Origin of the sequence: Treponema paraluiscuniculi Cuniculi A (assembly GCF_000217655.1) — a bacterium.
GTDB lineage: Bacteria > Spirochaetota > Spirochaetia > Treponematales > Treponemataceae > Treponema > Treponema pallidum.
In genome coordinates this window covers 985,179-1,003,189 of sequence record NC_015714.1, presented here as the reverse complement: position 1 = coordinate 1,003,189, position 18,011 = coordinate 985,179, and the positions used below count along the sequence as shown (strand labels likewise).

Below are 18,011 nucleotides of genomic sequence, written 5' to 3'. Positions count from 1 at the left end.
CTACGGTGGCGATGCCGTGGTTAGATTCCCTTTTGGGGATGAGTTGGATGGTGCTGACTCTGTGTGTCTGTGCGCTGTTGTCTTGCCTGAGGAGGAAGTACGTACATCTCTTTTTCCCCCGTGGGGTTTCGGTGCACACGCCCCCTGCGTCTTCAGACGTGCGGAGTGTGCTGCCGGATATGCCAGTGAGAAGGAGGCGAGGAATCTTTGTCGTACTCGAATGGGTTGACGCGCTCACCCAGGCTGCGTGTTTCATGCTTTTGGTAAATTTGTTTGCGTTCCAGTTGTACGTTATCCCGAGCGAATCGATGGCTCCCAGCTTTATGGTCGGCGATAGACTCCTCGTGTTCAAGACCGCCTCAGGGCCTGTGTTCCCGCTTTCTTCGTTTCGTCTGCCACGCTGGCGTACCTACAAGCGCGGAGACATCGTCGTTTTTTCCAATCCTCATTACCCTGACACTCCGCAGGATAAGCTCCGCGCCTTTTTAGCCCAATTAGTGTACATGCTCACCTTTACGCGCAAGAACATTAATGTGGATCCTGTCACCGGTGCGCCGAAAGCTGATCCTCTCGTCAAACGCATTGTTGCTCTGCCAGGGGAAAAAGTTATGCTCGTTGACGGTGTGCTCTATACGAAGACCAGGCATGATGCGCACTTCAAGCCTGTCGCACAAGACCATACGTACGCCACGTGGGATTTGAATGCGTTGCCTGCACGCGATTTGGCGCGTGTTCAACGGGTCATATTTAACGCTGAGGAGCTCGCCGCCATCCATCTGGTAGAGCGCCTGCGCGCCCAGGTGGACTTTCGCGATTTAGCAGAGAAAACGCGCGCGTTGGTTGCCCAAGCGCACGCGTACGCGGGGGCGGCGTCACGCACCCGACAGGGCATTGGCGTTGCGCAACCGATAACGCACACATCTGACATTCCTGCTTTACCTCTGTTTGAAAAAGAAATGCGCGGGGCGCGGGAGATCACACAGCTCTTCGCCACCGTTGCAGACGTTGCCACGCATATCCGCGACACCTCCCAGGGGTTCGCCCACTTCGCTCACTTTGTGCAAAGCTGGATCCCATTTTGGGGGCAAGGAACGTATAGCTTGGACACGGGACAGGGAGGTCCGTCCCTGCACCGCGCAGGCCTCTCGCTCTACCAGATAAGATTTGCGCAGCTGAACGCGTTGGTGAAGTACACGTTCGCCCAGCTAGTGGTAAAAGGCCTCCAGGTGACAGCACACCGAACGTCGGAGGCTGGGCAGGACGAAACGCTCACTACACTTTTGCAGGACGCGGCCCGGTACATCTTTTTCCTGGGTGCGGCGCGTGGATTCAACATGGACGAATTCCCCGCTGGCGCCGAGCAGTACCTTCCAGAACACAACTACTTCATGATGGGAGACAACCGATTGAACTCTACTGATATGCGCCACGCGTACACCGAACACCTCGAGGCAATCGACGCGCATGACCCGTTCCCTATTTTCTTTAGCTCCAATGTTGCGCCCAAGTACATTCCCGATAGCCACATCCTCGGTGTGGCGTCGTTCCGATTCTGGCCGCCCTCCCGCATAGGCACCCCACAATAGGCTTAGGGGGAGCGGAGAGAAAGCTAAGAAAGGCGGAACCCGCCCAGGCGCGCAGCAGGCAGAAAGCCCGTACCCTCAGACAGGTCCCGTTACACAACAAGCGGGGCAGGGAAGAGCCCTCGCTTACAAGGGCTCAGGAAAGACATCCCCTTATCGTGCGAAGCGCTCGCCGAATGCTTTACAGCTTGCCTGGGCTTCTTCACTGGGATCGTCGTACGCGATCTCCCCCTTCCCCTCGAAGACATCAGCGCCAGCCGCCTTACAACGCTCGACCCAGTTGACCATCCATTCGCCGCCTTCCCCTTCTCCAGCCCACTCATAGGATCCGAAAAGCGCAACTTTTTTCCCCGATAACCTTCCCTCAATAGAGGTAAAGAAGGGTTCAAACTCGCTTGACTCTAGCTCCTCAGAACCAGCTGCAGAGCAGCCAAAGGCGAAGCGGTCATAGGAATCAAAAGTACCAACGTCGAAGTCCATGACGCTAAAAAGGTCAGCTTTTGCACCACCGACATTCAAACCCTCTACGATGCAGCGAGCCATCGTTTCAGTGTGCCCAGTGCCACTCCAAAAAATGACAGCAACTTTTGCCACAAACTCCTCCTCGGGAACGTCACGCAGTGGGTGCACTCGCAAAATAGTGCAGCCACGACACGCGCACCCTGCCCGCGCAAGGGTAGGGGAAAGCTCTGTTGCTGTCAACCGCAGCCACAGCAGGATCCGGTGCCACCCTGGACACCGGTAGACTTGACGGGCCGACATTTTCCGGTACACTGGGGCCTGCGCGCCAACTTAGCTCACCTGGCAGAGCAGCACCCTCGTAACGTGCAGGTACCCGGTTCGAGCCCGGGAGTTGGCTTTCTGTTTGGCGTAGTTCCGCGCTGTGGGCCGGTAGGTGAGTCTTGGGAAGAGGTGGGGGGGGGGGGACGGCGTGCCGTCCTGTTCCTACGCGTTTTTCCTCACTTCGGGTGGGGTGTGTTTTTCTCTTTGAAGAACTGGGCAAACGGCTGATATCGCGCAAAATCCTGTCCCGGCGCGGGGGATGTGCCCCGTGTCTTTGCGCGCTCAGGGGAGGTTTTCCCTTCAGGAGCCCGGGGACGGGGTGCTCTCCGTGAAGGTGTCGCCGTGTGATCCGCAGGTGCACGCTGCTCCTGCCTGAGACTGAGGGAAATACGTCTCCTTGCCTCGTCAAGCCCGATGATGGTGCAGGTGTACACGTCACCTACCTTCACTTTTTTGAGGGGGTTGGAAACAAAGTGGTCGCTCATCTGTGACACGTGCAGAAGCGCCGTTTCCTTTATTCCAATGTCCACAAAGGCCCCAAAGTCCACCACGTTTTTTACCTTTCCCTGTACGGTTGCCCCCACTTTTAAATCTGCAAAGGATATCAGACCTTGGCGCAGCACCGGTTTTGGATAATCCTCGCGCGGGTCACGATTAGGTTTTTGCAGCTCTGTAATGATGTCTTCGACGGTGCGATCACTGACTGCGCATTGCGCCTGCACCTGTGCCTTTTGCGCTGCGCTCACTGTACCGCCTGCGCGCAGCATATCAAAAATTATCTTTCCCGTTGCATAGTTTTCTGGGTGCACCCACGAGTTGTCCAGCGGGTTTGTGCTTTCGGGGATTTTTAAAAATCCTGCACATTGCTCAAAGGTTTTTTGTCCCATACCACTGACTGTTTTTAGTTGTTCGCGGCTAGTGAATATGCCTTGGGTGGCACGATGGTGCACGATCCTTTTTGCCAACGCGCTATTAACGCCAGATACGTGCTTTAAGAGAGATACGCTAGCCGTATTGAGATTAACTCCTACGCTATTGACTACAGCATCTACTACCGCGTGGAGCTCCTCAGATAGCTTTTTTTGATTAACATCGTGCTGATAGAGTCCCACCCCAATGGATTTCGGATCAATTTTTACCAGCTCTGCTAGAGGGTCTTGCAGCCTGCGTCCAATGGAGATTGCACCACGAATGGTCAGATCTAAGTCAGGGAACTCCTCTCGCGCAATATCTCCTGCTGAGTATACGGAAGCTCCGTCTTCCTCTACCACGGTGAATGCAACGGCAGAGTGTGTTTCGCTAATTATGGAGGCGATAAGCTCCTGCACTGCATGGGAGCCGGTGCCGTTCCCAACGGCTACGAGCTGAATGCGGTAGCGATCAAGTGCCTGCGTCAAAGCGGCGCGTGCATGGTCCGTGTTGTGCGGGTATATGACAAAGGAGCCAAGATATTGTCCCGTTTCATCCAGTGCCGCACACTTAGTCCCTGTGCGGATGCCAGGGTCTATGCCAAGCACGCGCGTGCCCTTGACCGGCTGGGTCATGAGCAGATTCGTAAGATTTTCACTAAAAACGTTGATACCGTGTTGCTCTGCCGAAGCGGTAAGATCTGCGCGTATCTCCCGCAGGACGGCAGGACTGAGCAGGCGCACCACGCCATCTGTAATGGCATCGCGATGATACCTGTTGTTGGGGTGCACTGCCTCTTGTACCTGCTCGACAGCGGCGTCTAAATCGACGGTGATTTTTACGTCAAGGATTCCCTCACGCTCCCCCCGATTGATGGCTAACACGCGGTGCGCCTTGATGTCGCGCACTGCCTCTGCGTAATCCCAATACATTTGGTAGACGGACGTGTGCGCAGCGTGCGCGTCTCCGATTCCGGTAACCGTAACGACGCCTGCAGAAAGGTAAAAGGACTTCAGTGCGGCACGATTGGCGTTGCAGTGTGCGGTCTCCTCTGCGAGGATATCGCAGGCGCCTGCGATGGCGTCTTGAGCGCTGGAGACGGCACGATCAGAATCTGCAGCAGGAGCGACGAGCGCTGCGGCAGCGCGCTCGATTTCTGCCTGCGTGGCGCATTGCGTTTCTATCAAACGTGCAAGCGGCTCGAGTCCTTTTTCGATCGCCTGCATGCCGCGTGTCTTTTTCTTTTTTTTGAACGGAGCCCAGAGGTCCTCGAGTGCTGCAAGGGTAGGAGCGCTCCTGAGGTGCTCGTAGAGCGTGGGGGTGAGCATGCCTTCTTTGAAGACGGCGCGTATAATTTCGAGTCTGCGTGTTTCGCGTGCAAGGTGGGTGTGGAAGAGGCGTTCGCAGTCGCGGATGAGCACCTCGTCGAGGCAGTGATGCGCTTCCTTCCGGTAGCGCGCAATGAAAGGAACCGTGCAGCCTTCTTTGAGGAGGGAACGCACGGCAGTAACCTGTGCGGTGCGGATGTGCAGTTCGCGCGCTACGCGTTCTGCGAGCTCGTCCTCTTGCACGCTGAGTGCGTCCACAAAGTCCTGGTCCAAAGTCATGAGGGGGAGTGTAACGCGTTTGGCTCTTTTTAGAGAAGCGCCGGCCTGCAACCGGCTCCGGCGCGGACCTCGGCATGGCACCGGCCAGAGAAGGGCGAGTGGAGAATAGGGGAGTCGAACCCCTGACCTCTTGATTGCGAACCAAACGCTCTACCAGCTGAGCTAATTCCCCAGGATTGCCGGCCCCAGCTATACACCAAATATGCGCGTCCTGCAAGGGTGTTTCCTGCGGGTGTGATGCCCCTCGTGCACCCTGCTCCCTGGCGCACTGCGGCGCGGTGTAGTGCTCTAGGCGCGTCGGGGGGGTGTTGTAGAATGGGCCGCATGAGCTATTCGTGGAAAGTGCGCGCGCTGTGCTGCGCAGGACTGTGTGTAGGTGCGGGGCTTCGTGCCCAGGAGGGAAGCGGAATTCGCGTGCGCGGTATGCCGGAACACGCGCAGGTGACCGTAAACGGATATCCGTGCGCAATACCAGAAGAAATGGTGCTCACCCCTGGTGAGTGTGAGGTAACCGTCTGTGCCTTTGGATATACCAAAAAGACACTCCAGGTAGTGGTTGAGGAAGGCTCGTTCACGGTGGTGGATGGCCGTCTGGATACGGCGCGTTTGGAGCTCACGGATGTGACTGCGCAGAGGGCGCACTTTAATCCGCGGGATCCGGCGGGACTGAACACGGAGTACGTCACGTTCCGGGTGACAAAATCTGCAAAGTGTACGGTAACGGTAAAGAACGCCGAAGGAAAGGTGGTGTGCGAGGAGCCGGTGGAGTCTACCGGCACGTGGGAGCACACGTACCAGTGGAGCGGACGGGACAGAGAAACGCACGAGCCGCTGCCGAACGGACGGTATGAGCTGTACGTGCGCGCAGCCGACGGAAAAGACACGCGTGAGGTGCAGGTTGACACCTACATCGAGTACATCGGGGCCTATCCGTTTGTCACGTCGTACACGGGGGCCGGCTCGGACGGACTGGTGTTTTCTCCGCAGATACTGCCTGCGGGCGTGTTCCTGGTGCAGCTGCACGGCGGGTACTCCACACAGGCGGGAGTAGTGTCAGGCTCGCTGCTGTATAGCCCGGTGGAGTTAGTTGAGCTGGGGCTGAACGTGGGGGGAATATTCGGGAGCAAGCAGAGCGAGGATATTAGCGTTAGCGCAAAGATAGCGCTCGAAGGGAACGTTACGAGCGACCCGGCTATGGGCCAGCTCTATGCCTCAGCGCTGTGTTTGTACCGCATCGTGCACAACAACGATAGCAGCGGCGCAAACAAGTGCTTCATGCGGAAGGGTTTGACGTTTGCGACCACCTGTGCGTACGGCATTAAGGGATTTACCGTTGCGCTCTCCGGAGAGCTGGGTGCCAGTTCAGAGACGGGGATAAAGAAGCCGGGCTTCTCAACCGATGTCGGCCTGTCGCTCAAGTATCAAAACAAAATATGCTCCATTGCCACGTACAGTAAGTGCGGAACCACCGTAGGAAACGGTAGCAGCAGTAGTGGTGGTAACGGAGGTCCAGACAGCGTGACGGGTGTGTCGGTGCACTGCGTGCTGCCTGCAAGTCTTGTCCTTGGTTTAGAGAATAATTACGCGTTCAGTGGCACTAAATGGGAAGGCTGGGAGCTACGCGCTTCCATTGGGTACGTTATCAACACGAAGCTGAGAGTCGGGCGACCATAGCGGGGCAGGGTACCAGCCTGCTGCGATCGCGCGGGCAAGTGCCGCCGTCACGCGTGCGCGGTCCTGCGGGTACGTCATACCAAACCAGCGCGCGCTGCTGGGGTAGCAGCGCACCGTTCCTTTTCCCTGTGCAATGAGGCTGTTTACCGCCGCGGGCAAAAGGTATTCCCGCTCGTGCTGCGGCGCGCGGCGCGCTTCTTGCACGAATGTCTGCCAGCACGCTGCGAGGTGTTCGAACACGCGCGGAGTGAAGCCAAAAAAGTTCATAGACGCTACTTCTTGCCCGGTGAGTGTGCAGGGCGCGCGTGCCGCGTGTGGCGGGCAGTCTTCCGCGCGCTGTGCGGTAATGACCCGTCTGCCGCCGTGCGCGTGCCAGCCGATGTGCGTGTGTTCGTGTATGGCACGCACTAGGCGTCCTGCGGCGGGGACTGCGGGGGTGGGGGGAGAGGCTGCGGCGTCAGCGTCCGCAAAGGTGCAGATACCGCGCGAAACGCCACCGGTTTCGCTGAGCGTGTGCACAAGGGGGTAGCCGACCATGGCGTGGCGTGTCGAGTCCGGCCCCTGCGCGGCAAGGTGCGCGGCAAGCGTTTTGTACGCGTCGCGTCCATAGTAGTCATCAGCGTTGATAACCGCAAACGGTGCAGTCAGCTGTGCACGTGCGCACAGCAACGCGTGCGCCGTCCCCCACGGCGTGCGCCGCGCAGGATGCGGCAGAGCGGCGCCGTGTGCCCCTGCTTCCTGTGCAGAGAGGGACTGAAACACATACTGCGCATCGCAGTGCTGCGCGAGGTGGTCAAATAGGCGCATGCGAAAATCGCGCTCTATATCATGCCGAATAATACACAACACGCGGGAAAACCCGGCGCGCAACGCATCGTACACGGCGTAGTCCACCAGCGTTTCGCCGTGCGGACCGACTGCGGCAATCTGCTTGACACTTCCGTAGCGGCTGCCGAGACCTGCAGCCAGAATAACTAGCGTGAGCGTTTCGCTCATAGAAGTCTTCTGGCAAAACAGAGTACGCCCCCGGCGCCATCCCCGGGAAAGCGTAAGAGACGCACGGTGCGCTTATGAGCGCGCACGCAAGGCCGCCATCGTAACGTAGTTGTACGGCTTGTTAAAATGCGGCAGAAAGAACATGTCCAGCAGTTTTAATTTATCAATGGTCACCCGCTCCTGGATTGCAAGAGAGAACAGGTGAATACCCATCGACATGTCGTGCCGTGACGCCATTTGAGCGCCCACAATCACCCGCGTTTTTTTATCAAACACAATCCGGATTTTCACCGGGTGATTGTCCACTTCCATAAAGGCGGGTAACTGTGAGTCTTCAAAATCCGTTACCTCCACCTCAAGTCCCATGCGCGCGGCGCGCTCCTGCGTCACTCCTGTGGACACCATTTTTAAGTCATATATGTTGATACCGTTGGAGCCCTGCACCCCAATGCCTTCAAGTGGGAATCCTGCAGCGTTGTGCGCCGCAACGATACCGCTGCGCATCGCGTTGGTTGCAAGCGCAATGTAAGAAGTTTGTCCGAGCGAATTGTCAAACACCGTTGCACAATCGCCGATTGCGTACACGTCTTTCACACTTGTTTCTTGTTTTAAATCCACCGCATACGCGCCATTGGCAAAGGTTCGCACCTCGTTCTTTCCCAGTGCAGTGTTGGGGCTAAAGCCAATGCACACCATAACCATGTCTGCGGGGTACTCACCCTTATCTGTCACCACTGCCACTACCTTTCCATTGCTGCCACGGAGTTTTTGCACTTTCTGGCCAAACGCAAGGGTGATGTGATGGCTGCGCAAGTTCTCATCCATGAGTGCACGGAAGGATGCGTCGTAATAATTGGAAAGACTGGAGTCCATTGCATCGATGAGCGTTACCTTTTTTTGGTGGCGCTCAAACGCCTCTGCAAGCTCCACGCCAATGTACCCGGCACCGATAACGGCGATATTCTTAATGGAAGGCTGCTCGAGTTTTTTAATCACCGCTTCAGCATCCTGAAATAGCTTAATGCGCTGAACATTCTCCAAGTCCATGCCGTCGATTTTAGGAATGATAGGCAGAGAACCGGTTGCAATAATAAGCTTGTCGTAGGACTCTGCGATTGCAGAACCGTCTCGTGCAGTCCCGTACACCTTTTTTGAGGCAAAATCGATACGGGTGATATCGCTTTCCATGGAAACGCGTGCACCCTTTTTTTCCAATTGTTCTTTATTTGCGTAGAATAGACCCTCCGATCCACGGATTTGTCCGCCAATCCAAAGAGCCATGCCGCAACCAAGGAAGCTAATATTATTGTTACGGTCAAAGACTACCACTTCATTCGTGGTGGTAAGGTCTGTGAGGCAATTGACACAGGCGGTTCCTGCGTGGTTCGCTCCGATAGTAACGATCTTCACGGCGTCCTCCTTACGTTTGGCATTGTAGTTCAGGGAAAAGATTTTTGTACAGGCGCCTGAAAACAGCCGCGGTTGTTTTGTTCCCAAACGCGATAACTGGGAGAATGTTATTCCTGCGGTGCAGGTGGTTTTTCTTCAAAAATGAGCGCGTGGAGCGCGCGAACCCGGTCTGAGTCTTCTTTTTGCACGAGGATGTTCCACTGCGTTGCCGCTTGTTGTCTATCCTGCATGGTTAGATACAGATGAATCAATTCAATGCGCACCTCAGTACATTGGGGCCACAGGGTGCACGCCTCTTGGAGCGTAAGCTCTGCACGGGGAAAATCACCAAGTTGAGCAGCAACGAGCGCAATCAGCGTATACACATGCGCAGTAGGTTGTATATTTAACGCCTTCACCAGTAAGGCATCCGCTTCATGGAGTAAATGCAGTTTGATGCTGTTTTCTGCTTTGTGCACGAGCATCTGCACGTTCTGCGGCTCCTCCCGGAGCGCTTTGTCGTACCACGGCGCTGCGTGTTCATAACATCCGTCGGCGTAAAAGGCGTTGGCAAGAAGATGAAAAGCCTGACCACGCTGCGCAATCACCGCCGCGTCTGCGCGCTGCGTTTCCACTTCAAACAGGGGAACACAGCACGCTAGCGCACCGCGCTGGCGCTGTAGTTCTATATAATTTTCCAACACTACGAGTTCGTGCGGTAACAGCGCACGCGCGCGTTGTAAAGACTGCGCTGCAGCGTCGAAGTTTTGCTCGCGCAGAGCCTTTTGCGCACACAGGTTATGCAGCCAGCCGTTATCCGGATCGAGTGCCAGGGCGCGCGCAAGAGACTCGTCACAATCTTTTTCGCTTAAAAAAAGAGATTCAGCGTATTTAAAGTGGTAGAGCGCACAGTCCGGCGCAAGTGCACAGGCTCTTTGAAATGCATCACGTGCGCGCTGTTCGCACGCTGCTGCAGCAGGAGCGTCGTGTTCGTGCGTGCCCTGCGCTTCTCTCAAAAGCAGGCCATATAAGTACCAGACGGTAGCATCAGCGCTCCCTGCGCGGCAGAGTGCGTCAAACTGCGTGTGTGCCTGACGGTGCCGTCCTGTTGCATAATACAATTTGCCTGCGATACTGCGAACTTCTGTACGCTCAGGATCAAGACGGCGAAGTGCGAGCACCACGCGTTCTAAATCAGCGTAGGATTCCTGTGCTAAAAAAAGCCGCGCCGCATGTAAATACGCCTGAATTGCTTGCCCCTTTTCCCCCAGTAGGGAAAGCTCCTGCGCCGCATGCAGCGCAAAGAGTCCCTGGTGAGGGTCCAAACGAAATGCACGCTGATACGCAGCAGCAGCGTCCTCGTGTCTATTTTGTGCAAGTGCAAGGTGACCGCATAGATTGGAAAGAAATGCATCGCGCTCGGCTACGAAACGGTGTGTGGCAAGGAGGTGCGCGAGTTTCTCGTATGCGTTTTGTTGGTACAGCGCACCTCCTAAGGCGAGAAGTGCCCGCATACAGTGAGGGTCTTGCACAAGCGCTGCGTTAAACGCTTCTTCTGCCTCATCATAGAGGTGCTGGGCACACGCGATGTCTCCTGCAAGAAGATACTCGCGTAAACCAAAGGTACATTTGGCTTTTAGTTTTTTCATCTCTGCACGAGCGCACGCTGCGCGTCCCATAGCGTACAGGGATTCTGCGAGACGCAGGTGCGCGCTTGCAGGGATACGCGCAGGTTCGTTGGCGCGCAAGCATGCAGTTTCAACCATGAAAGGTTGCGATTCCAGACTGAATGCTGAAAGTTCAAAAGAACGATGCGCATGGACACCCCAGTTCTGGGCAGCAAAACAAACTTTCCCTGCCGCTTGTATCGTGTCATCTTCAATTTGCGCAATCCACTGATCATCTACACAAAGAGTAAAGCTTGTGCCAACTGCAATGAGGCTCAACACGCGCACTTCATCGCTGGCGCCAGTGTCAGTCCATCCGAGCAGGGGGAGGGGGGTGTTGTTGACTACCGCGTCCAGACGCAGCCATCCACCGTCTGAAACAAGAAGCGCGTAAAAGGTGCTCTCATTCAGATAACGAAACAAGAGCCCTGCGGCGCAGGTACCTGCTCGCTCGGGCACCGCCTCGCCCATTGCGCTCGGGTCGACGGCAACTGCCTCCGGAGGACAGGCAGACTGAGAGGTCGAATCAAGAGAAGCAGATACTTCTGGCTGTTCTGAATTAGGCAACGCATGCGCCTCGCCTGGAGGGTGAGTACTCGGGAGAAAGCGGATGCGCGCAGTAAGCACGCAGTCCTTATAACGAAAGACGGGGTTAGCACTCCACGCATAGAGGAACTTACGTCTGAGGTGGAGCGTTAACCCGTGCGCGCCACGTGCGGTCTCATAGCCGTCCCCTATCTCCGCGTGCCAGCGTGCATGTTCCGTAGAAGAAAAGTCAGCGCGCCAAAACTCAGACACAATTTCTTCATAATCTACGGGAGGTGTTACACGCCTTTTCAAGAACTTTGCTTTGAAATATTGAAAATACAGGCGCGCACGTCCCACGCCCAAACTCTACGCTAATTTTCCCCAAAGTAAAAGGGGAAGGGTGAGTCACAAGACAGCACACAAGTGATCACAGGGAGTGCGCGTCTCCGGTTAGGGAGATAAGAAATGTGGTATGCTCCGCCTGTACGTTTGGACTGTGGTGCAGAGGATAGGAAAAGATGCAACTGTACACTCCTGCGCCTATCTGGTACCCTCTGGCAGAGTTTTTACCTAAGGAGCATTTCAATGGCATTATTTGACATAAGTAGCGGGAACTTCCGCAAGACTATCGAGACCAACCCTCTGGTCATTGTGGACTTCTGGGCTCCCTGGTGCGGTTCGTGCAAAATGCTCGGTCCTGTTCTGGAGGAGGTAGAAAGCGAAGTCGGCAGCGGTGTTGTTATTGGAAAACTGAATGTCGATGACGACCAAGATCTCGCCGTTGAGTTCAATGTGGCGAGCATCCCCGCGCTTATTGTTTTTAAAGACGGGAAAGAAGTCGATCGTTCCATAGGCTTCGTTGATAAGTCAAAAATTCTCACGCTCATCCAGAAGAACGCCTAAGGATATTTCTTTCGTACGGAGTGTGCTACCAGCTCATCAGCAAAGCGATGCAGCCGGTGCCTAGGGGAACAGTTATATTGTCGTAGTCTTTGCAGGGGAGCAGTTCGATGAGCGCCGCGCAGGCTCCGAGCCCCCAGCTGCGCACGCCGGAGGCTCCCAGCGCGTGCACACTCAGTGCCGTTGCTATGCAGCACGCGGCACTGCCTACGGGTGTTTTCCCCTGCGCGGAAAAGAGCGTCGTGATCCTTCCCCTTCTGCGTGCGGGGGAATCAGCGGAATTTTTGAAGCGCAAGAAAGTGTATACAGTACCGGCGAGGCTTGCGCATCCGTCTCCGAAAGCGAGGGCGCAAATGGCGGCTGCTGCGATAGGTGGGGGAAAGAGAAGGAGCGCGCTTGAGACGCCGATTGCAAGGGTGAGTGGCCCTCGCACAAGAGAACGTTCGTGTTTGTCCCGATCTCGGGCCGCCGCTCGGGTGAGGAGTGAGACAAGTGGCAATGTTTTTCCGCGCAGTCTCCACCGCTCGGCAACATAATAGCCAACGCCGAGCGTGCCAATGGCGCCGAGCGTAAGGGGTTTGCTCCATGCCGCAAGCACAATGCTCAGTGCCGACGACAGGTGTATGCCCTTTCTGAGGCATTCGCTTGCAAGGCGTGCGTGCATGCTTTCTACGTGAGCGGCGCGGCGAGCACGTGCGGCTGGGTTAGCGCCGGCCTGTACGGCCCCGATCCTGGCTGGATGCTCGCCCCGCCGGCAGGGGCGGCTGTCTGTAAGGTGTTGTTCTGGTCCTCAGCGTCCACCGGCTTCCGTCTTTTCACAGGGGCCAGCGCAGTACTACGCGCGCTACATTGAAAAATACGAAGAGACTAGTAGTATCTACGATTGTGGTGATCAGCGGTCCTGCCATGATGGCGGGGTCTAAGCAGAGCTTTTTAGCAAGAATAGGAAGGAGCCCTCCGGTCAGCTTTGCCGCTACTACGGTAATCATCAGTGTTATTCCCACGCTCCCACATAGGGCAAGCGGCTTGCCATTTATGAAGTACGTTTTCACCAGGCTTGTTGTGCCTAGAATGCCGCCAACTGCCAGCGCAACTCGCAGCTCTTTGTACAGCACCCGGAGCCAATCGTGTAGCTGAATCTCACCCGTTGCAAGGCCTCGGATAATAAGCGTAGAAGACTGACTGCCTGAATTCCCCCCGGTGTCCATGAGCATAGGGATAAACGTGGTAAGCGCGGTGGCAGTCACCAACAAATCCTCGTATCCGGCGATGAGATTTCCCGTGAACGTTTCAGACACCATAAGAAGTAGTAGCCAGCCGATACGGTGTTTCACTAGGGTGAAGACCTCAGTTTCCAGGTATGCTTCATCTGAAGGCTGCATGGCCGCCATGATCTGGAAATCCTCGGTAACTTCCTGCTGCATCACGTCCATGATGTCATCGACGGTGATAATGCCAATGAGTCGTCTTTCAGTATCCACCACAGGGAGTGCAAGGAAGCCATATTTTTTAAACACCGCCGCGACTGCTTCTTGATCATCATGGGTGTGTACAAAGATGCAGTCACGTTCACACAGATTCTCAATCAACAGATCTCCCTGACTAAGCACGAGCTTTTTTAAAGAAATGACACCGTGCAAAAACCGGTTTTGGTCAATGACATAGCACGTATACACGGTTTCTTTTTTTAATCCGGTTTCCCTAATGCAGCAGAGGGCATCGTGCACGGTCATCTGCTTCTCTAAGTCTACATATTCAGTTGTCATGAGGCTTCCTGCAGAATCCTCTGGATATTTTAAAAGTTGATTGATAACTTGACGTTCTGTTTCACCCGTTTGTGCGAGAATGCGTTTCACAGCATTTGCAGGCATTTCTTCTACCAAATCGACTATATCATCCATGGCGAGTTCTGCAAGAATAGGTGCAAGCTCTCTGTCTGTAATAGTGGCGAGAAAAGCAGATTGTTTGCTGCTTGAAAGCTGCGCAAACACATTTGCAGCGAGGTTCTTGGGCAGCATTCTAAATAGCAACAACGCCTGTGCAGGTGATTGCATGTCCAAGACATGCGCGACGTCCACCTCGTTCATCTCATTTAGGTTTGCAATAAGTGGTACGTAACGCTTGTGCTCGAGAAGCGTCTGGATTTTTTCAAAGTTCTCGTTCATAGCAAATTCCCACGCGGGGCTTCCGGAGTATACGTGAGTTCACCTCTGTTCTTCCATAGGTGCACGTCCCGCACGAAAGTGACTGCTCCTGCTCCCAAAGGCCTGGCGCCACCTAGGCAAAACGCACAAAAGCAGAGAGGGAGCGAGAGACGCGTTCGTTCAGGCAGATCAATCGATGGAGTTCAAAATTCGAGTGAGCCTGTTTTTATCGTATAGATCCATAGGTCTGCCCTCTGCAAAACGGCGCGCCTCATCAGTAAAAGCACCGGCGGTCATGCAAATGCCCTTGCCAGCTTTTAGCTCTCTGATACGTCCATGCAGATCGCGCAAAACGAGTTCCCCTACTGACCCCTGAGAGCGAAAAAAACGGAACAATACGAGGTCGGCCCACTTTGGCGTGTCAATTTCAGAAACTATATCCGTGTGAGTATTCAGAACCGATATGTCCAAAACCTTTACCCGCGCGTGCGGAAAGTACTTTGATACCACCTTTCTGCATAATCCAATGAACTCACTCTGAGCCGCTATCATGTACAGGTGTAAGTTTCTATTCTGATTTAATTCCTGATAGTACGTAATGAGCGCCGTGACATCCCGGTACTCAGGGTTAAGCTGGTGAATCTCTCTAAGCATAACCAGGGCTCTTCCCAGGTTCTGGGTTTTTATCAGTGTCTGCGCGAGACGATAACGCAGCTCGTTTGCAACGTCTGAGGGTATATTGTCATGCTTCAACCCAATTTCAAAATCCTCTGCGGCGTCCTCCAGCTGGTTCAGCTTTGTCCTAATGGTCCCTGCATACAACGCAGCCCGCGGCCCAACGAGAGGATCAACCCTCAGATGATTGAAGATTTTCAATGCATGGTCGTGTGCATTCGCCTCATAGAAGCACTCTCCCATTACGAACAATGTTTCTTTGTCTTCAGGTTGGAGGTCCAGCGCCTTCTTCAGATAGGGAAGGGCTTCCTGATACTTTTGCAGTTTTTGAAACGTGTAACCGAGCAGCTGCGCTGCAGGCGCACTATCCGGTTGCGATGTTAGCGCTCTTCTCAAAAGAGGAACGACCTGCTCATACTGCCGGTCGAGGTAATAGACCCTTCCCAGGTTGTAGTTTACTTCAAAATGGTGGGAGTCGATGCCTTGCGCAAGGAGCAGTCCCTTCTTTGCCTCCGCGTACTTTTCTGTTTTTACGCCGCAAATCCCGTACCGGAGTAGGATCTCAAACTGCTCCATCTGTGAGCTCGAGCTGCTGCGCTCCACGAGCGTCGCGTACATCGCGAAGGCTTTTTCCCACTCCTGATCCTGGTAGTGTATGTCCCCCAGTACCGAAAGACCCCGAATGTCATACGGGTCCTGCGCAAGCCGTCTAGATGCTTCCCTCATGAGAGACTCTTTGTCTTTTCTTCTGCTTGAACGCGTCTCCACCTTGCTCGCTACCGTGGCAACAAGCATGATACTCGAGAGCGCAAGCATAACGACAAAGAAGACGATAACGGCAGAACTCACTCGGCGCAGTGTGCTAACAAATCATTCAGCTGTCAATAGACTCTGCAATGTGCCGGTAGGCTGGAAACAGAACTTAAGAAACCTGACTGCATATCTTTGCAACACCTGCGCGCCACTCCAGCAGTGTATTTTTTGTTTCCCACTCGATGAGCCGAACAATACTAAAGCAGGTGGTACTCGCTGGGTTGGGAAAAACAATAACTGCAAATTTCCCTTGGCCAACATACACGACATGTTCGTGCGCAGCCAAACACTCAGACTCCCTTAAAAAACTGAGCACACAGTCAAAATGAACTGGTCGACCGGAATCCTTGTCACCAAGAGCTACGGGAAGATCTTTGATAACCTCTTTGCAACGCGGACACACATACTCGCAAAACTCCAGCTTTGGCGAAAAAACATCACGCCTCGGCGTGCGCTTCCTTTTTCTTCTACGGCCGCTTGACTGAACGTCAGTCACACTCTATTCCTCTCATTGACAATAACCGCTTACTGAGAATGAGCGCGAGCCTTTGAATAGCCCCCTCAATATAGGACTGATCTTGAATCTTCTTTTCCAGTTCGTGAATTGTTTCAGAGCAAAACACCCTGCGGGAACTTCGTCTTCCTCGAGAAGGAAAAACGGAACCTTTCATACCAAATCCTCAAAGGCATGTGGCAAGTGCACGATGTCCACATCCTGCCTTCGAAAAGGATCGGACCGCAGCACGATGACGTCAAAGCGCGCACACATGTGGTTGTATTCTCGAGCGCTGGCAAGAAAATGTTTAGCGGTTTCACAGATCCTTTTCTGCTTGCGCTTTCCAACAATAATTGCTAAGTCGGCGTAACTGGTACACCGTAGCGTCTTCACTTCTACGAATACTATTGTGTCATCCTGCTGCGCAATAATATCAATTTCACCTGTTGCTCTGCGCCAGTTTCGTGCGATGATAATATATCCGCGCGTCGCTAGCCAGCGCGCCGCATACGCCTCTCCAAATGCACCGAGTAACTTATTGTGCTTTGGCATAACTCCACGGACTCACTTCTCCTACAATGTAATTCGTTTTATTGACCGCTAAATCAATGAACTCACCGCTGTCGTCAGGATGGGTTACGTCGTGCTCATCGATAACTATTCTTAAACACGGACGCAACGGCGCCGTCGCCGTAGTCTTTACCACGCGCGCAACTGCTGAGTTATTCAGGAGCACCAACGACCCAATGGGGTAAATACCGACGCTTTGAATCATTGCCTTGATTACGTCTGGATCAAAGCGACGTGCGTTGTCAGCAAGTAAGCTTTTCATTGCTTGATAGCCACTGAACGGTTTGCGATACGACTTTGGCGCAAGCATTGCAGCAAAGGCATCAGTAACCGCAAGAATCCTCGCACCGATGGTAATTTTGTTTCCAGAAAGAGACTGGGGATACCCTTTTCCATTCCAGTGTTCATGGTGCTGGAGTACACTCAGTCCAACCGAGTTCGGGTATTTGAGCGTGTTTACGATGTAGGAATGTGCGTAAATGGTGTGCGCGTCAACTGCCTGCTGTTCTTGAAAATGCAGTCTCCCCGACTTCTTCAAGATGTCGGCAGGAACATGCTGCATACCGATATCGTGCAGGAGTGAGGCAACGACCAAATCAAATATATCTTTTTCAGAAAAACCCAAATGCTGCGCAACGATAATGGAAAAGATAGCCGTATCTACTGCAGATTTTGCGAATCGAAATCCTTCGATTTTGTATGACAGCACTAAACTGACAAACCCGAATGTATTTGCTCGAACTAATTCTGAAAGGCGCTTTGCAAGCATGTCCGCAGGGCGCGCAGGAAGTGTCGTGTGCGCATTCATCTTGGCAAAAAGCATGTTCAATTCCTGAATAAAGCCAACGTATTCTTCATGATAGTGGGGATCGATACACACCTTAGGAAGGAGTTCACAAATATCCTTCAGGATGTCTTGAGTACGAAGTTCTCCGGTGGAAACGATATCATCTTCAGGATCAAGCAGTTCTTCTGCTGCAAGCTCTTCAAATTCTGCTAATTCCTCCACGGTAGAAGAGGGAACTGACTCCCCTTCAGCCAGCACTCTACCTGCGGTCACAACGTAGGGAATATTCCAATCCTGGAGCACCGTCAGCTCTCGGATGCTTACCGGCTCCCCTTCCCTGAGGAGGAGGTTTTCTCCGTCGTCGAAGAACACGGGCTCGGAAAAACACATTCCTTCTTGCAGTTCAGATACATCAATTTTTTGTGACATGAACCTGTACCTCTTTACCCGCCTTATCTTCGGCATCGGTGCGCACGGGTTAATACCACGT

General features: G+C 54.0%; 15 protein-coding genes and 2 tRNA genes. 4 read left to right on the top strand and 13 right to left on the bottom strand.

Translation table 11 applies throughout. The features are described from left to right. Positions 1–47: 47 nt before the first annotated feature. Entirely contained in the window at positions 48–1,586 is a 1,539-nt protein-coding gene (gene lepB, locus TPCCA_RS04540) for a signal peptidase I (protein ID WP_320341457.1), read from the top strand. A gap of 150 nt (positions 1,587–1,736) precedes the next feature. Here the strand turns inward: lepB and TPCCA_RS04535 are convergent, their stop codons facing one another. Then, a complete protein-coding gene (locus TPCCA_RS04535; RefSeq protein ID WP_010882368.1) occupies positions 1,737–2,177 on the bottom strand; it encodes a flavodoxin in 441 nt (146 codons plus the stop codon). A 192-nt stretch (positions 2,178–2,369) separates the two neighbouring features. On the opposite strand from TPCCA_RS04535, the gene TPCCA_RS04530 reads away from it, so the two are divergent. Continuing rightward, a tRNA-Thr gene (locus TPCCA_RS04530) sits at positions 2,370–2,442 on the top strand. A 100-nt stretch (positions 2,443–2,542) separates the two neighbouring features. On the opposite strand, the gene TPCCA_RS04525 is transcribed toward TPCCA_RS04530, so the two are convergent. Then, positions 2,543–4,882: a helix-hairpin-helix domain-containing protein gene (locus TPCCA_RS04525; protein ID WP_013945493.1), complete on the bottom strand. Its 2,340-nt coding sequence runs from the start codon at positions 4,880–4,882 to the stop codon at positions 2,543–2,545. A 99-nt stretch (positions 4,883–4,981) separates the two neighbouring features. Continuing rightward, positions 4,982–5,054 (bottom strand) — tRNA-Ala (locus TPCCA_RS04520). A gap of 152 nt (positions 5,055–5,206) precedes the next feature. Here TPCCA_RS04520 and TPCCA_RS05145 point away from each other — a divergent pair. Then, positions 5,207–6,556, top strand: a complete 1,350-nt coding sequence (locus TPCCA_RS05145; RefSeq protein WP_013945492.1) for a FlgD immunoglobulin-like domain containing protein — start codon at positions 5,207–5,209, stop codon at positions 6,554–6,556. On the opposite strand, the gene TPCCA_RS04510 is transcribed toward TPCCA_RS05145, so the two are convergent. From TPCCA_RS04510 to TPCCA_RS04500, 3 genes are all read right to left on the bottom strand, one after another. Further along, entirely contained in the window at positions 6,500–7,552 is a 1,053-nt protein-coding gene (locus TPCCA_RS04510) for a nucleotidyltransferase family protein (RefSeq protein ID WP_013945491.1), read from the bottom strand. The two genes, TPCCA_RS05145 and TPCCA_RS04510, sit on opposite strands and share 57 nt — an antisense overlap. Positions 7,553–7,624: 72 nt before the next feature. Next, on the bottom strand, positions 7,625–8,962 hold the full coding sequence (gene nox / locus TPCCA_RS04505; protein WP_013945490.1) for a H2O-forming NADH oxidase: 1,338 nt from the start codon (positions 8,960–8,962) through the stop codon (positions 7,625–7,627). A 107-nt stretch (positions 8,963–9,069) separates the two neighbouring features. Next, complete coding sequence (locus TPCCA_RS04500) at positions 9,070–11,499, bottom strand: tetratricopeptide repeat protein (protein ID WP_193386046.1); 2,430 nt, start codon at positions 11,497–11,499, stop codon at positions 9,070–9,072. Between the two features lie 222 nt (positions 11,500–11,721). Between TPCCA_RS04500 and trxA the strand changes: the two genes are divergently transcribed. Then, positions 11,722–12,039 (top strand): thioredoxin, encoded by a 318-nt coding sequence (trxA, locus tag TPCCA_RS04495; protein ID WP_013945488.1) that lies wholly within the window; start codon positions 11,722–11,724, stop codon positions 12,037–12,039. A 25-nt stretch (positions 12,040–12,064) separates the two neighbouring features. Here the strand turns inward: trxA and TPCCA_RS04490 are convergent, their stop codons facing one another. The 7 genes from TPCCA_RS04490 to TPCCA_RS04460 all read right to left on the bottom strand — a co-directional run bounded on the left by TPCCA_RS04490 (position 12,065) and on the right by TPCCA_RS04460 (position 17,950). After that, entirely contained in the window at positions 12,065–12,700 is a 636-nt protein-coding gene (locus TPCCA_RS04490) for a diacylglycerol/polyprenol kinase family protein (RefSeq protein WP_013945487.1), read from the bottom strand. Between the two features lie 151 nt (positions 12,701–12,851). Next, positions 12,852–14,201: a magnesium transporter gene (gene mgtE, locus TPCCA_RS04485; protein ID WP_013945485.1), complete on the bottom strand. Its 1,350-nt coding sequence runs from the start codon at positions 14,199–14,201 to the stop codon at positions 12,852–12,854. A 168-nt stretch (positions 14,202–14,369) separates the two neighbouring features. Beyond that, positions 14,370–15,704, bottom strand: coding sequence for a tetratricopeptide repeat protein (locus TPCCA_RS04480; RefSeq protein ID WP_013945484.1), 1,335 nt, complete (start codon positions 15,702–15,704; stop codon positions 14,370–14,372). A gap of 73 nt (positions 15,705–15,777) precedes the next feature. Then, positions 15,778–16,164 (bottom strand): hypothetical protein, encoded by a 387-nt coding sequence (locus tag TPCCA_RS04475; protein ID WP_010882357.1) that lies wholly within the window; start codon positions 16,162–16,164, stop codon positions 15,778–15,780. Beyond that, the gene (locus TPCCA_RS04470) at positions 16,157–16,339 is read right to left on the bottom strand and encodes a hypothetical protein (protein ID WP_013945483.1); all 183 of its coding nucleotides are present in this window, start codon (positions 16,337–16,339) and stop codon (positions 16,157–16,159) included. The genes TPCCA_RS04475 and TPCCA_RS04470 overlap by 8 nt, the downstream gene beginning before the upstream one ends. Continuing rightward, the gene (locus tag TPCCA_RS04465; RefSeq protein WP_013945482.1) at positions 16,336–16,716 is read right to left on the bottom strand and encodes a YraN family protein; all 381 of its coding nucleotides are present in this window, start codon (positions 16,714–16,716) and stop codon (positions 16,336–16,338) included. Before TPCCA_RS04465 ends, TPCCA_RS04470 begins: the two co-directional genes overlap by 4 nt. Beyond that, positions 16,700–17,950 (bottom strand): HD-GYP domain-containing protein, encoded by a 1,251-nt coding sequence (locus TPCCA_RS04460; RefSeq protein WP_013945481.1) that lies wholly within the window; start codon positions 17,948–17,950, stop codon positions 16,700–16,702. Before TPCCA_RS04460 ends, TPCCA_RS04465 begins: the two co-directional genes overlap by 17 nt. Between the last annotated feature and the right edge of the window lie 61 nt (positions 17,951–18,011).

Coding starts and splice junctions, on each gene's coding strand:
- lepB (WP_320341457.1), top strand. CDS start 48: ATGGTGCTGACTCTGTGTGTCTGTGCGCTGTTGTCTTGCCTGAGGAGG.
- TPCCA_RS04525 (WP_013945493.1), bottom strand. CDS start 4,882: ATGACTTTGGACCAGGACTTTGTGGACGCACTCAGCGTGCAAGAGGAC.
- TPCCA_RS05145 (WP_013945492.1), top strand. CDS start 5,207: ATGAGCTATTCGTGGAAAGTGCGCGCGCTGTGCTGCGCAGGACTGTGT.
- TPCCA_RS04510 (WP_013945491.1), bottom strand. CDS start 7,552: ATGAGCGAAACGCTCACGCTAGTTATTCTGGCTGCAGGTCTCGGCAGC.
- trxA (WP_013945488.1), top strand. CDS start 11,722: ATGGCATTATTTGACATAAGTAGCGGGAACTTCCGCAAGACTATCGAG.
- TPCCA_RS04490 (WP_013945487.1), bottom strand. CDS start 12,700: ATGCACGCACGCCTTGCAAGCGAATGCCTCAGAAAGGGCATACACCTG.
- mgtE (WP_013945485.1), bottom strand. CDS start 14,201: ATGAACGAGAACTTTGAAAAAATCCAGACGCTTCTCGAGCACAAGCGT.
- TPCCA_RS04470 (WP_013945483.1), bottom strand. CDS start 16,339: ATGAAAGGTTCCGTTTTTCCTTCTCGAGGAAGACGAAGTTCCCGCAGG.
- TPCCA_RS04465 (WP_013945482.1), bottom strand. CDS start 16,716: ATGCCAAAGCACAATAAGTTACTCGGTGCATTTGGAGAGGCGTATGCG.
- TPCCA_RS04460 (WP_013945481.1), bottom strand. CDS start 17,950: ATGTCACAAAAAATTGATGTATCTGAACTGCAAGAAGGAATGTGTTTT.